General features: G+C 34.1%; 13 protein-coding genes and 1 pseudogene. 9 read left to right on the top strand and 5 right to left on the bottom strand.

All coding sequences use genetic code 11. The features are described 5' to 3' along the window. The first annotated feature begins 2 nt into the window (after positions 1-2). The 8 genes and pseudogenes from NPX36_RS05745 to NPX36_RS05710 all read left to right on the top strand — a co-directional run bounded on the left by NPX36_RS05745 (position 3) and on the right by NPX36_RS05710 (position 6,685). Positions 3-215 (top strand): DUF350 domain-containing protein, encoded by a 213-nt coding sequence (locus NPX36_RS05745; RefSeq protein ID WP_257500458.1) that lies wholly within the window; start codon positions 3-5, stop codon positions 213-215. Further along, positions 208-1,722 (top strand): polyamine aminopropyltransferase, encoded by a 1,515-nt coding sequence (locus tag NPX36_RS05740; RefSeq protein WP_257500457.1) that lies wholly within the window; start codon positions 208-210, stop codon positions 1,720-1,722. The genes NPX36_RS05745 and NPX36_RS05740 overlap by 8 nt, the downstream gene beginning before the upstream one ends. Then, entirely contained in the window at positions 1,700-3,313 is a 1,614-nt protein-coding gene (locus NPX36_RS05735) for an NAD(P)-binding protein (RefSeq protein ID WP_257500456.1), read from the top strand. Before NPX36_RS05740 ends, NPX36_RS05735 begins: the two co-directional genes overlap by 23 nt. Then, a complete protein-coding gene (locus NPX36_RS05730) occupies positions 3,291-4,310 on the top strand; it encodes a hypothetical protein (RefSeq protein ID WP_257500455.1) in 1,020 nt (339 codons plus the stop codon). Before NPX36_RS05735 ends, NPX36_RS05730 begins: the two co-directional genes overlap by 23 nt. 73 nt (positions 4,311-4,383) lie before the next feature. Further along, positions 4,384-4,956 (top strand): YceI family protein, encoded by a 573-nt coding sequence (locus NPX36_RS05725; protein WP_257500454.1) that lies wholly within the window; start codon positions 4,384-4,386, stop codon positions 4,954-4,956. 154 nt (positions 4,957-5,110) lie between these two features. Next, the gene (locus NPX36_RS05720; protein WP_257500453.1) at positions 5,111-5,599 is read left to right on the top strand and encodes a hypothetical protein; all 489 of its coding nucleotides are present in this window, start codon (positions 5,111-5,113) and stop codon (positions 5,597-5,599) included. A 40-nt stretch (positions 5,600-5,639) separates the two neighbouring features. Further along, a pseudogene (locus tag NPX36_RS05715) lies at positions 5,640-5,834 on the top strand (DUF1573 domain-containing protein); the annotation flags it as partial. After that, on the top strand, positions 5,831-6,685 hold the full coding sequence (locus tag NPX36_RS05710) for a TlpA family protein disulfide reductase (protein WP_257500452.1): 855 nt from the start codon (positions 5,831-5,833) through the stop codon (positions 6,683-6,685). The pseudogene NPX36_RS05715 and the gene NPX36_RS05710, both read left to right, overlap by 4 nt. Before the next feature lie 74 nt (positions 6,686-6,759). Here NPX36_RS05710 and NPX36_RS05705 read toward each other — a convergent pair whose 3' ends face one another. Then, positions 6,760-7,107, bottom strand: coding sequence for a PadR family transcriptional regulator (locus tag NPX36_RS05705; RefSeq protein ID WP_257500451.1), 348 nt, complete (start codon positions 7,105-7,107; stop codon positions 6,760-6,762). Positions 7,108-7,245: 138 nt separating this feature from the next. Between NPX36_RS05705 and NPX36_RS05700 the strand changes: the two genes are divergently transcribed. Beyond that, positions 7,246-8,292: a ferredoxin--NADP reductase gene (locus NPX36_RS05700; protein ID WP_257500450.1), complete on the top strand. Its 1,047-nt coding sequence runs from the start codon at positions 7,246-7,248 to the stop codon at positions 8,290-8,292. Between the two features lie 288 nt (positions 8,293-8,580). On the opposite strand, the gene purD is transcribed toward NPX36_RS05700, so the two are convergent. From purD to NPX36_RS05680, 4 genes are all read right to left on the bottom strand, one after another. Further along, on the bottom strand, positions 8,581-9,852 hold the full coding sequence (gene purD / locus NPX36_RS05695; RefSeq protein WP_257500449.1) for a phosphoribosylamine--glycine ligase: 1,272 nt from the start codon (positions 9,850-9,852) through the stop codon (positions 8,581-8,583). 53 nt (positions 9,853-9,905) lie between these two features. Then, positions 9,906-11,249 (bottom strand): exopolysaccharide biosynthesis polyprenyl glycosylphosphotransferase, encoded by a 1,344-nt coding sequence (locus NPX36_RS05690; RefSeq protein WP_257500448.1) that lies wholly within the window; start codon positions 11,247-11,249, stop codon positions 9,906-9,908. Beyond that, entirely contained in the window at positions 11,249-12,232 is a 984-nt protein-coding gene (locus NPX36_RS05685) for a UDP-glucuronic acid decarboxylase family protein (RefSeq protein ID WP_257500447.1), read from the bottom strand. The genes NPX36_RS05690 and NPX36_RS05685 overlap by 1 nt, the downstream gene beginning before the upstream one ends. Before the next feature lie 409 nt (positions 12,233-12,641). Beyond that, the gene (locus NPX36_RS05680; protein ID WP_257500446.1) at positions 12,642-14,984 is read right to left on the bottom strand and encodes a penicillin-binding protein 1A; all 2,343 of its coding nucleotides are present in this window, start codon (positions 14,982-14,984) and stop codon (positions 12,642-12,644) included. Between the last annotated feature and the right edge of the window lie 3 nt (positions 14,985-14,987).

The following is a 14,987-nucleotide window of genomic DNA, read 5'->3' as shown; positions in this document are numbered from 1 at the left end:
TTATGCAACAAATTTTAAACGGAATAACCAATTCGGCAATCTACTCTATATTAGGGATAGTGATTTTATTAATTGCTTATTTAATTGTTGAAAAAATAACTCCAGAAAATTCGTGGAAAGAAATAGTAGAAAATAAAAACATTGCGCTTGCTATTGTTTTTGCAGGATTTATCATTGGAATGGCTATGATCATTAGCGCAGCCTTACATGGATAAAAACAAACGTTTTCAACTTTTTCTGCTGGTCGCGGTTTTTATTGTATCAACCTGCGGTTTGGTATATGAATTAGTAGCAGGCGCCTTAGCCAGCTATTTATTGGGCGATTCGGTAAAACAATTTTCTTTTATTATTGGCACCTATTTATTTTCAATGGGTGTTGGATCTTTTTTGGCAAAATACATCAAACGAAATTTAATTGATCGTTTTATAGAAATTGAACTTTTAATTGGCATCATCGGCGGGTTAAGTTCGGTTGTATTGTTTGTGCTTTTCCAAAGAATATCACATTTTCAGTTTATACTGTATTTCAGTGTGTTTTTAACCGGATGTTTGTCCGGAATGGAAATCCCCATTTTAATGAACATTCTAAAAAACCGTGTAACCTTTCGCGAATTGGTTTCAGATGTTTTTACGTTTGATTATATTGGTGCACTGATTGCTTCGGTTCTATTCCCCACTTTATTAATTCCTTATCTGGGTGTTATGGGAACATCATTGGTTTTTGGAATTGTGAATATCTTGGTAGGAATATCGCTTTGTATCTTTCTAAGAAAAGAAATTTTTAATCTGCGAAGCCTGCAAATTAAGGCTTTTTTTAGTTTAGCTTTATTGGTTACTGCTTTTGCTTATTCCAACGATTTATTGAAATATACCGAAAACAATTTGTATCAAAACAATATTATCTATAAACAAAGCACGCCGTACCAACGAATTATTTTAACCGAAAGTTCAGGCGAATATCAGCTGTTTTTAAACAACAATTTGCAGTTTAACACCAAAGATGAATACCGGTATCACGAAGTGTTGGTGCATCCGGCAATGGCTGCAGCTCCGGCAATATCAAACGTTTTGGTGTTGGGCGGTGGCGATGGGTTGGCTGTTCGCGAAATTTTAAAATACAAAAACGTAAAAAAAATAACGCTGATTGATTTAGACGAAGGAATGACCAATTTGTTTAAAACCAACGAAATATTGCGCAAACACAACCACAATTCGCTAAACAACCCAAAAGTTACCGTCTATAATGCCGATGCTTTTATCTGGTTGCAGCAAAACACCGAGAAATACGATGTGGTGATTATCGATTTCCCAGATCCTTCTAATTATAGCTTAGGCAAATTGTACACCACCTATTTCTACAAAACATTACACAAAAGCATGACACCAAACAGCGTGGTAACCGTTCAAACCACTTCACCATACTATGCACCAAAATCGTATTGGTGTGTGCACGAAACAATTGGTTCTGTGTATCCAAATATCAGTGCTTATCACACCTATGTACCTTCTTTTGGTGAATGGGGTTTTGCAATTTTTTCTCCTAATAATTTAGTTCGATTGAACAAGGTTTACCGAAAGTTAGACCATTTAAAGTTTTACAATTATAATCTTGACGAGTTTAGTAAGTTTTCTGAGGATATGAAGGCAGATAATATTGAAATCAACCGTTTAGACAACCAATCTTTAGTTCGATATTTTGATGAAGAGTGGAGCAAAATTTAATTGGACGCGTCGCCATTTTTTAAAGGCTGGCTTATTGGCATTGGTTGCCATTCCATTGGTACAATCGTGTAAAAAATCGATTGAAAAGCTCATTTTTAAAATAACAGGAACCAATCATATTCTAGGGCATCGTTTACGAACGGGAGATTTTCCAAAACCATCCAAAACAATCACTGAAAATATTGTGATTGTTGGCGGTGGAATCTCTGGATTATCTGCTGCACGTTGGCTTTCTAAAAACAATATTACCGATTTTAAACTTATTGAAATGGAAACCGAATTAGGCGGAAATTCATTAGGAAAACAAAATCAATACAGCAAATATCCAATTGCGGCACATTATCTTCCATTACCAAATCATTCCAACAAAAATTTGATCGATTTCTTGTATGAAAGCAACATCATTACTGGTTTTTCAAAAGATGGAATTCCCGTTTACGATGAATCGCAATTGTGTTTTACTCCGCACGATCGTTTGTTTATTCATAATTATTGGCAAGAAGGCATTATTCCAAATTACGGACTTTCTGAAAAAGATCAGCGTGCTTTTGAAATGTTCGATAAAAAAATGCAGTTTTATAAGGCTGCAAAAGGAAAAGATGAGGCATTTGCGTTTGATATTCCGCTGCATTTATCTTCAAAAGACGAAGAATTTACCAAATTAGATCAATTAACATTTAAAGATTGGTTGCTGGCGAACCATTTAAACAATGCGGAACTTTTTACTTATTTGAACTATTGTTGCAAAGACGATTACGGAATTGGTATTGACAAAGTTTCGGCTTGGGCAGGAATCCATTATTTTTGTTCACGAAAAAACGCACAAAACGAAGTATTAACCTGGCCAGAAGGCAACTATTTCATTGCAAAAAAGTTTCTACCTTACACAAAAAGCAAAACGCACAAAAATGTGTTGGTATATTCTGTAAAAAGCGCTGAAAACAAAGTAGAATTGCTTGTTTATGACGGTGAAGCAAAAACATCGACCAAAATCATTGCAAACAAAGTTATTTTGGCAACGCCGCAGTTTGTAAACAAATATATTTTAGAAAACAGAACCGGAATTTCTAAAAAGTTTGAATACGCCGCATGGATCACCGCAACATTGGCCCTAAAGAAATTTCCCATTGGAGAAGGCGCACCACTTTCGTGGGACAACGTAATACACAACGGTTTTGGATTGGGCTATATTTACAACCAGCATCAAATGCTTAACCAATATCAAACGCCTTTTTCAATTACTTATTATGCTGCTTTGTGTGCTGATGATTTAAAAACCGAACGAAAAAAATTACTCACAAACACCGATGATTACTGGAAAAAAGTTGTTTTAAACGATTTGGAAAAAGCACATTACAATATATCTGCCGAAGTAATTTCTTTGGAATTGCATAAAAAAGGGCACGGAATGATTAGTCCGTTTCCAAATTTTATTTTTTCCGAAGAAATAAAACAGGCAGCACAACCCATTGAAAACAAAATCTATTTTGCCCATTCTGATTTAAGTGGAATATCTATTTTTGAAGAAGCTTTTTACCAAGGCATTAAAGCCGCAAAAGAATTAATTAATGATGCAACCATGGATACATAAAAAACAAACCGACATTGTTTTTATTTTACTCCCGCCTTTTTTCATAGCACTAATGGTGTTGCTTTTTAATGAAAAATTGACAGTGATTCAAGATAATTATTCGTTTGTAACATGGTTAATATTTATTGTTTTTATAGATGTTGCGCACGTTTACGCATCGCTTTTTAAAACGTATCTCAACAAAACCGAAGTGTCCAAACACAAAAAGCTTTTTATAGTTGTTCCGTTTATTTGCCTCGTGTTAAGCATAGCTGCTTTTATGGTTAGTAGAGAATTTTTCTGGAGCATTTTGGCATATATCGCCGTATTTCATTTTATAAGGCAGCAATACGGTTTTATGCGATTGTACAGTAGAAACGAACCTAAAAATAGGCTGAAAGTATTGTTTGATAAAATTGTAATTTACAATGCAACCGTTTTTCCTATGCTGTTTTGGTTTTTAAATCCCGATCGAAATTTTAATTGGTTTGTAAGTAATGAATTTTTGCAAAGCAATCAACCGCAACTAACAAAAGTGCTTTTTATCTGTTTTGTGATTATTTTTACCGCTTATTTGGTTTCGGTGATATACGGTTTCGCTAAAACAAAACAATTGAATGTTCCTAAAAACCTACTTATTCTAGGCACTTATATTTCTTGGTATTTAGGAATTGTGCATTACAACAATGAACTTATTTTTACTGCCTTTAACGTGGTTTCGCACGGCATACCCTATATGGCGCTGGTATATTTTAGAGAAATCAAACACCATAAAAAAGGAAGTTTTTACCTGCCAACTTTTCAAACAAAATATTTACTAATTGTATTTCTATTGATTTTATTAGGATTGGCATTTTTAGAAGAATTAATCTGGGAACTAACCGTTTGGGAAGAACATTTTCACTTTCCAGAATTTTACTTATCAGACCATTTGCATGTTATATGGATCCCCCTTTTAACGTTACCACAATTAACCCATTATGTTTTAGATGGATTTATCTGGAAGTCTAAAAAATAATTTCTTAATCTACATTAACGGTTCTCTATATCTATTCATCTACATTTGTTTAAACAAAATTAAAAAGCAGATAATGAAAAAGATAGCCCTATTTTTTGTTGCAACTCTATTTTCGGCAGCATCATTTGCACAAACAAAATATAATGTTGATGCATACCATTCGTTCTTGAATTTTTCGGTTGGTCATTTAGGAATTTCGTTTGTAGATGGCAAAATGGATAAATACCAAGGTTCTTTAGAAATGAAGAATGAAGATATTACTTCTGCAAAATTCAATTTCACAATCGATGCAAGCTCAGTAAACACAGGTGTTGATGCTCGCGACAATCATTTACGTTCGGCAGATTTCTTCAATACCGCAAAATATAACGATATTAAATTTGTATCAACATCGGTTAAAAAAGATGGTAAAAACTACAAATTACACGGAAACTTAACCATTAAAGATGTTACAAAGCCCGTTACTTTCGATTTGGTTTACGGCGGTTTATTGAAAGATGACGGCCAAGGAAATCAAAAAGTAGGTTTTCAAGCAACCACAACTATAGACAGAACGACATTTAACATCAACTATGACCCTACTGGTATGGGTATTGCAAAAGAAGTAAAATTCATTGTTCATTTAGAATTCACAAAAGCAAAATAATTTTTTCATAGTAAGTAAATAAATAAGTAAACAACAAACAACCAGAAAACGCATCAAGCAATTGATGCGTTTTTTATTTGGATATCGTATTATATAATATTATACTTGTTAAAAATTAATTCAATAATCAAAAATATAAAAAATATTTTTAATTATGTGCAGTTTATTACTGTCTAATTTCTTTATTTCTTGTTCCAATGAAGAACAAACAACAAGTGTTGACCAAGCAAAAGTAGCGTTTGTAACGCAGTCAAAAAACAGTGGAGTTACAAAAGCTGCTTATCGATTATTAACCCCAGAAGAAAAGTATTTTATTTGGAATGAAAAGGATGATTATGTTATAACGAATGAACATTTAACAACAGAACAAACTGGTTTTATGAATGAATTGAAAGTTGATCTAAGCAGTAATGTCTTTTTACATAACTCAACAGATAATATTTCATTTAAAAGTAAATATGATAATAGTAAATTAGAAATTTTTCAACCTATACCGGGCTATTACTATTTTGTAACATTAGCTAGTATGGCAGATAATGGAGAATGGTCATCAATATCTGCACGAGGTGCAGCAAGTTTTTATGATAGTTTAGTTTTTCTCTTGGGGATACTAATGATGGAAACTATTGTACATGTAATCTAGGATCAATAGTTAACCCTATGAATGAAGATTTAATTATAAAAAAACATCATCAAATTGCGGTTGTACTTTAATGAATATTAAAGATAGCATAATTAAACTAAATAATAAAACACAGTTAAAAATGAAATTTATTCCAGGTTTAAATAGAAAAGGGAATGTGTCACAAGCAATTGTAGTAGAAACCAATACGGCGGAACCTTTCCATGAAATTATTATTAAAGCTAATGTAGAATGAAACAATTTTCAAAACCTCAATTTATACTATTAAGTATTGTTGTACTAATTGTAATGATTGGTTCAGGGCCTTTTTTAAATACATTGTATAGGTTGTTTTTAACAAGTATATTTTTCTTGTTATCATCGTTTTTTTTATTTACTAAATCGCCTTTTTCAAAAAAAACAACCTCAATAATTATTTTTCTACCTATATTATTGCTATTTACAGGTATGTATATTTATGACTTGTTTTATGACGAAGGTTTTACTGGAAAGCCATTTTTTTGGAATTATTTATTGGTTGCGGTTTTGGTGTATGTAAATAATGTTTATAAGATTTCTAAAACTAAAATAATTGCTTTTTTTATACCTTTCTGTCTAGTTTTAACAGCTTATGTATATTATTCAAGGACAGAAAACGAAAAAAGTAAAATTGAAACTTCACAATTAAAAAGGGTTACTTTTTTAGACGAAAAAGGGAATGAAGTTCCATTAAATTCTTTTCAAGGGAAATTAACTTTATTGGAATTTTGGACTACTTCATGTGCTCAATGCCCTGGCAGTATTGCAAACTTTCAGAATTTGGCAAATCAGTATAAATCAAACAAAAATATTGATTTTAAAGTAGTAAATATCAATTTAGGACAACGTCACAATCAAGATAGATTCAATAAAATAGATTCAACAATATATTTGAATAAATTATATACTGATAAACAAATTTATAAAAAGCTAAATTTTAATGTAGCGCCTACGCTATTAATTATGAATGCTAAAAATGAAGTTGTTTATTTTGGCTATCCCAATTTCACTAGGTTCACTCAAAATTATTTACCTAATATTATTGAAAAAGAGTTAACAAAAATGTAACAAAAAAAGCGCTTTCAAATCCGAAAGCGTTTTTCTATTATATAAGACCTATAAACTAAAAGTTTACAACTTCATTAATAATCTAATTTTAAATGGGGACTTGTTACAATATTTTGCATGTTTCGAATAAAATTCTCTAACTCTTCCATACGCGAAACGGTTTCTTTTACCCCATTTTCGGTAAGCTTATAGTATTTACGAACCCGACCATCTACACGATCCATTTCTACATCTAAAAAACCATCTGCCTCCATCTTGTGCAATGCCGGATATAAAGCGCCCTCGGTGATATTCATTTCACCTTGGGTGATTTCTTTCACCTTTTGAGTGATTTCGTAACCATACATCTTTCCATTTTGCTCTAGAAGTTTCATAATAATGGTGTTTAAACTTCCTTTGTACAATTGTTGTTGCTTTTTCATATACTTATGAATTTTAGGTATAACAAATATACATCATTTTTTTATGCATCCAAATATTAGGTATAATTTTATTTTGAAAATGATAAATATCATTAGTAAGCCATTGTAATTTTGTATTTTTGCAGAAATTCAATCAAAATGTCAAAATTCAATCCTTTAAAGGTTAAAGAAATACGAAGAGAAACACCATTGGCTGTTTCGATTGTTTTTGATGTTCCCGATCATTTAAAAGCAGATTACACATTCAAATCGGGACAATATGTAAACATCAAAACCCTTATAAACGGTGAAGAAGTTCGCAGGTCATACTCTATTAGTTCATCGCCAAAAAGCAACGAATTGCGAGTAGTGGTGAAAGCGGTAGCAAACGGTGTTTTTTCTACCTTTGTTACCACCCAATTGCAAGTGGGCGCTGTTTTAGAGGTGGCGCAACCAGAAGGCAAGTTTATATTAGAAAACCCAAATGCTAAAATAATTGCAGGGATTGCTGCCGGAAGCGGTATCACACCAATTATTTCGTTGGCCAAAGATGTATTAGAAAATGCTGCCGATACTACTTTTATATTGGTTTATGGCAACAAAACAGTAGAAGACACCATCTATTACAACGAAATCGAAGCTTTAAAGAACCACTATTTAGGACGATTCTTTGTACATTACACCTTTACAAAAACGCATCCAGAAGGTGCTTTATTTGGAAGAATTGAACGATCTACCATTAATTTTGTTTTTAAAAATAAGCACAATGAAAAGCATATTGATGAATATTTTTTGTGTGGTCCTGAAGACATGATCCAAAAGGTAACAAGTGTGCTAACCGAAAACGGCGCGCGCGATGAGCAAATTCACTACGAATTATTTACAACCAGCTCCACAAATGGCGAAATACCTGTTTCGGGTGAAGGTATGGTAAAAGTCACTGTTTTGGTTGACGATGTTGAAACAACATTCAACATGCCACGCACCGAAAATATTTTAAACGCTGCTCTCAAACACGGAATCGACGCTCCTTATTCGTGCCAAGGCGGAATTTGCAGTTCATGTATGTGTCGCACAGTGAAAGGATCGGCAGAGATGAAGACCAACCATATTTTAATGGATGATGAGGTGGAAGAAGGTTTGCTTTTAGCTTGCCAGGCTTATGTAACTTCAGACGAAATTTATGTTGATTTTGACGATGTTTAAAACATATTTCAATTAGATAAACCAAAAGCAGGATTTTTTAATCCTGCTTTTTTATTAAAATTTCACCTAACTAATAAATAAACAAATGTTGCTGATGTTGTTAATACAGTCAAGCCAATAAATCCACTTAAGTTTTGCTTTGATAATTGTTCTAAATTATAGTACCTGCTAACAAACGGAAATCTTATAAACGACTCTATAATTTTAATAATTTTACATAGGAAGTTGAAAAACTTATCAAACAATAATTCTTCAAGAACGTTCATCTAAAATTAACTATGTTAGGCTCTACAAATCAAAACCTAAATCGGTTCGATAGTATTTTTTATCAAAGTTTATTTTTTCAACATTTTGGTATGATTGTGCCAAAGCTTCTTTAAAATTATTTCCGTAAGAAGTGATAGCAAGCACACGTCCGCCGTTTGTAACTATATTTCCATCTTTTTCAGCCGTACCGGCATGAAATACAATTGAATTTTCTACCTGATCCAAACCTGTAATTAGTTTTCCTTTTTCATAATCTTCAGGATATCCGCCCGAAACCATCATTACGGTTGTTGCCGTGCGCTCATCGATTTCCAAAACAGCCTGGTCTAAAGTTTGAGAGGCTACAGCCTCAAATAATTCCACCAAATCAGATTTTATTCGGGGGATTACCACTTCCGTTTCTGGATCGCCCATACGCACATTGTATTCAATTACAAAAGGATCATTGCCTACTTTTATCAAGCCAATAAAAACAAAACCTTTGTATGCAATCTCATCGGTTTTTAAACCGCTAATTGTTGGTTTTACAATGCGTTCTTCTACCTTCTGCATAAAAGCATCATCTGCAAATGGAACCGGAGAAACAGCACCCATTCCACCTGTGTTTAAGCCAGTATCACCCTCGCCTATTCGTTTATAATCTTTTGCTGTGGGCAATATTTTGTACGACTTTCCATCGGTTAATACAAAGCAAGAGAGTTCTATTCCGTCTAAAAATTCTTCAATAACCACTTTCGATGATGCGTCACCAAACTTGGCATCTACCAACATATTGCTTAATTCTTGTTGAGCTTCGGTTAAATCGTTTATTATTAAAACACCTTTTCCGGCAGCTAAACCATCGGCCTTCAACACATAAGGTGGTTTTAATGTAGTTAAAAAGTCATGACCCGCATTAACCGTATCTTTTGTAAAAGACTGGTATCTGGCTGTGGGAATATTGTTCTTTACCAAAAATTGTTTTGCAAACTCTTTACTTCCTTCTAATTGTGCGCCCTGTTGTGATGGACCAATTACAGGGATATTTGCTAAATCCGAATCGTTTTTGAAATAATCATAAATACCTTTTACCAACGGATCTTCAGGCCCAACAACTACCATTTCAATAGTATTTGACAAAACAAATTGCTTAACCGCATTAAAATCTGTGGGGTTTATTGCTGCGTTTGTTGCAATTTTACCAATTCCAGCGTTTCCAGGTGCCACAAATAGTTTACTGCATTTTGCACTTTGAGTTATTTTCCAAGCCAAAGCATGTTCTCTACCGCCCGACCCTAATAGTAAGATATTCATAATAATAAAGATGTTTTGTTTTTTGAATTACAAAAATAAGATTTAAAATAGAACTAATATGCCTTTTTCTCGCCTTTCAATGCATTTTTAATGGTGAGATAAATTATTTTCAGGTCCAAAAGCAACGACCAACTTTCCATATAAAAAATATCATATTTAATACGGTTGATGATATCGGTATCGTTTTCAATTTCACCTCGGTAGCCATGAGTCTGTGCCATGCCTGTTATTCCTGGTTTGATAAAATGGCGTGCCTTGAATTTATTTACTTTTACAGCATATTTTTCAGTAAAGTTTAACATGTGCGGACGTGGTCCTACTACCGACATATTCCCAATAAACACATTAAAAAACTGAGGCATTTCGTCTAAACTCGTACGGCGAAGAAATGCTCCAACTTTTGTAATTCTGGGGTCGTTTTTTATAGCTTCTGCAATATCGGCATGATCGTTTACAAACATCGATCTAAATTTATAACAATTAAATTCTTCATAATCTAAACCGTGTCTTTTTTGCTTGAAGAAAATAGGCCCTTTGGATTCTAATCGTATTAAAATAGCGACTAATGGCGTTAACCACGACATGATTCCTATTATTACTAATGAAGAAAAAACAATATCAAAACCACGTTTTATAAAATAATTCAACGGATCATTTAGCGGAGTGGTTCGTGAAGGCATCACCGGAATTACACCGTAATAATCTACTTTTAAATTGGCTGATAGCAAGTCCTTTTTTGAAGGCAAGAACTTTAAAAGTTTTAAATTATTATCCACGTAATCAATAAAATAACCCACTTGTTTGGTTGTTGTTTTTTCTAAACTTAAATAAATTTCGTCTATTTTATTTTCTTCGCAGTAATTTATTATTTCTGATGGATGCGACTGAATCAGTGAAAATTGGCTGCTTAAGGCATATCCGTAATCGGGATTTGTGGTAACAAATTTTACAAAATTGCTTGTTAAATCATCATGACCAACAATTACAATTTTACGGAGATTTCCTTTATAATATTTTCGAAATAATTTTAACAACCAAAAAACCAAGTATTTTGTCGCAACAATAATAAAGCCCGAAAAAAGCAAATAGTAGCCTAAAACGCTGTAAGTTTCTGTTAAAGTAAACAAACCGTTGAGTGCGAATACGTTGAGCGCAAATAAAAAATATTGTTTAATTATCTTCTGCGCGATTTGTATAAGTTTTGTAAAGCGATAAACTTGATAGAATTTAGTGATAACAGCAGTTACAATCCAAGAAAAAGAAAGGTATAAATAGAAAAATACCGTTTGGAAAGAGATCGGCAACAGTAGCAATGCCAATGCAACCAAAACAAACAAATCGAATGTGATGGTAATGGGTCTTAAATACTTAGAATATCTACCTATTTTTCGTTGCACTAATAAATGTATTTAGAAAAATCTTTATGTTCTTCTTTTTTTAATTCTTCTGCCGAAAGCGTTCTAAAATAATCAAAAGTTCTTTGTAATCCTGTTTTTCGGTCTATTTTTGGTTGCCAATTTAATATTTTTTTGGCTAATGAGATATCGGGTTGGCGCTGTAACGGATCATTCTCCGGCAGCGGCTTATAGGAAATTTGCTGCTGTGTACCTGTTAATTGTATGATTTCCTGTGCAAATTCATTGATAGTTATCTCATGGGGGTTTCCAATATTTACGGGCAAATGGTAATCGCTGAGCAACAAGCGATAAATTCCTTCAATTTGATCATCTACATAACAAAATGAACGGGTTTGGTTGCCATCCCCAAAAATAGTTAAATCTTCTCCGCGCAATGCTTGCCCCATAAAAGCAGGTATCACTCTACCATCGTTCAAACGCATTCGGGGTCCATAGGTGTTAAAAATACGCACGATTCGGGTTTCTAAACCATGAAAGTTATGGTATGCCATGGTGAGCGATTCTTGAAACCTCTTAGCTTCGTCATACACGCCACGCGGGCCAATTGTATTAACATTTCCATAATAATCTTCGGTTTGCGGATGAATCAATGGGTCGCCATACACTTCAGAAGTAGATGCGATTAATATACGGGCGTTTTTGGCTTTTGCAAGGCCTAATAAGTTGTGTGTGCCTAACGAGCCTACTTTTAGTGTTTGAATTGGAATTTTTAAATAATCAATTGGACTGGCAGGCGATGCAAAATGCAGAATATAGTCTAAACTTCCGGGTACATGCACAAATTTTGTTACATCGTGATGATAAAACTCAAAATGTTCCTCTTTAAACAAATGCGCAATGTTTTTTAAATCGCCAGTAATTAAGTTATCCATCGCAATAACATGCATGCCTTCATTTAAAAAACGATCGCACAAATGCGAACCCAAAAAACCCGCGGCTCCTGTAATTAATACCCTTTTCATAGTTCAACTATTTTGTGTAAAATTAAACTTTTATGTACGAAAAAAAAATGGTTACACTTTATATATTAAATAGAGCACGCAATCCTTCAACAATTTGTACTCCAAAAAGAAACCGGTTTCTATTAATATTCTAAAAAACAAAAAGTTATCCTAAAAAAACTTGTTTTTTAAAACATTTTGAATACACTATTATTATTTTTTTTACTATAAGATCAATATCTGTTTCTAACTAAATATATTTATTTACAAACCATGATTAATCTACAAATACGTTAAAATGTTCAATAATAAGCAAAAAAAATATGGCAGATATTTTGCTACTGATAAAAGGATACTATTAAAAAAATGTACAGGTAGCGTATAAAATTTAAAAAAAAACGACTTCAAAATAAGGAAGTCGTTTTAATTATTAAAAGTCAAATTCTTCAGGAACACTTTGCGTTGGTGGTGCAAGGCTGTCTCGTTTACTGCTTCCGCCAATAACAGAGTCGGTAGCAGCGCGTTTCCAGCAATCAACCAACACACTTATGTTTGCTGGTCGTTCAAACTCTTCATCTGAAACATAAAGATCTTTATCGGCATAGCATTTCTTCATAAAAATACCCCAAATTGGCAACGCCATGGTGGCACCTTGCCCGTAAACTGTAGATTTAAAATGTGCAGCACGGTCTTCATTGCCCACCCATACACCTGTAACTAAGTTGGGCACCATACCAATAAACCATCCGTCAGAATTGTTTTGTGTGGTACCTGTTTTTCCAGCAATTGGATTTTTAAATGCATACGGATATCCAGTCATGGTGTGGTATCCGGCACCTCCTGATCCTGTATAACGCAATCTACCACCCGAACCACCTTCTGTTACGCCTTCTAATAATTTTATGATGGCATAAGCGATGTCTTTGTTCATTACATCGCGGGTTTCTGCTTTTGACTCGAACAAAACAACGCCGTTTTTATCGGTAATTTTATTCACAAATCGCGGTTTCACATACACACCTTGGTTGGCAAATGTGCTGTATGCAGCTACCATATCGCTCACTGTAATTTCTACCGCACCCAAAGCAATTGCCGGAGAGGCAGGAATATCTGATTTTACACCTAAATCTCGGCATAAATCAATGACCGCTTTCGGACCCACGCGATCCATTAATCGAGCTGTTACTGTATTTAGCGATTGTGCTAAAGCATATTTCATAGTCACTGAACCGTAGTATTTGCCGCCTGAATTTTTAGGCGACCACGGACGCTGAATTCCATAACGACCTTTTGCCATTGTGAAAGGACCGTCGTAAATGTAATCACAAGGGCTCATTCCCAGCTGGTCAATAGCTGTTGCATATACAAACGGCTTAAAAGTGGAACCTACTTGGCGGGCTCCTTGTGCCACGTGGTCATATTGAAAATGCTTATAATCAATTCCGCCCACCCATGCTTTTACGTTTCCGGTGATTGGATCCATTGACATCATTCCAGATTGTAGAAAATGTTTATAATAAACAATCGAATCACGAGGTGTCATGAGCGTGTCCTTTTCTCCTTTCCAAGTAAAGATGGCCATTTTGGTTTTCACGTCAAACGATTTAATGATATCGGCTTCATCTTTCCCTTGTGCGCTCATTTGTCTCCAACGCTCAGAATTGCGCATGGCACGGTCTATAATTCTTTTGGTTTCTGATTGATTAATTTGGATAAACGGAGCGTTTTTGTTACCCTTTTGTTGTTTAAAGAATTCTTTTTGAAGATTTGAAAGATGCATTTCCACCGCCTCTTCAGCATATTCTTGCATACGGGAATCGATAGTTGTATAGATTCGCAAACCATCACGGTAAATATCGTAGGTGGAACCGTCTTTTTTAGGGTTTTCTTTCACCCATTTACGCATATAATCCCGCAAATATTCTCTGAAATAGGTAGCATAACCTTTTGTATGGGTTTCAGGTGTGTATTTAATTTTTAAAGGCTTTGCTTGATATTTTTGCTTTTCGGCTTCGGTTAATTTACCATTTTTTGCCATTTGTGCCAAAACAATATTTCTACGTTTTTCTGCACGTTCTGGATTAAAACGAGGGTTGTATCGAGAAGGCGCTTGAAGCATACCTACTAAAACCGCAGCTTCTTCAACTGTTAGGTTTTTAGGTTCTTTGTTGAAATAAATGTTTGCCGCAGATCGAATTCCATAAGCATTACTTACAAAATCTACGGTATTTAGATAATAGGCGATGATTTCGTTTTTGGTGTATTGACGTTCTAATTTCACGGCAATTATCCATTCTTTTACCTTTTGAATGACACGAAAAAGTTTATTGCTTGATCCAGAGCTGCCATGAAACAAGTTTTTTGCAAGCTGCTGAGTAATGGTACTTGCTCCACCGCTTGATCCTGCAGTGAAAACAGCACGCATGGTTCCTTTGGCATCTATACCCGAGTGGGACCGAAAACGCTCGTCTTCGGTTGAAATTAATGCATCTACCAAATGTTCGGGTAATTCTTCGTATTTTACAGGCACACGGTTTTCTAAGTAGAACTTACCTAAGGTTTTTCCATCTGCAGAAATAATTTCGGTTGCAACGCTTGATTCCGGATTTTCTAACTCATCGAAACTAGGCATTGCCCCAAAAATCCCCCAATTTGCAAAAGCAAAAATTAGCACAATAAAGGCAATTCCTGCTCCAAATAATTTCCAAAATAATCGAAAGTATCTTTTATTGGTTGATATTTCTTTCTTTTTAGGGTCATCTATTTTTTCCATAAT

The sequence above is a fragment of the Paenimyroides aestuarii genome (assembly GCF_024628805.1).
GTDB lineage: Bacteria > Bacteroidota > Bacteroidia > Flavobacteriales > Flavobacteriaceae > Flavobacterium > Flavobacterium aestuarii_A.
This window is presented reverse-complemented; position numbering and strand designations above follow the sequence as displayed.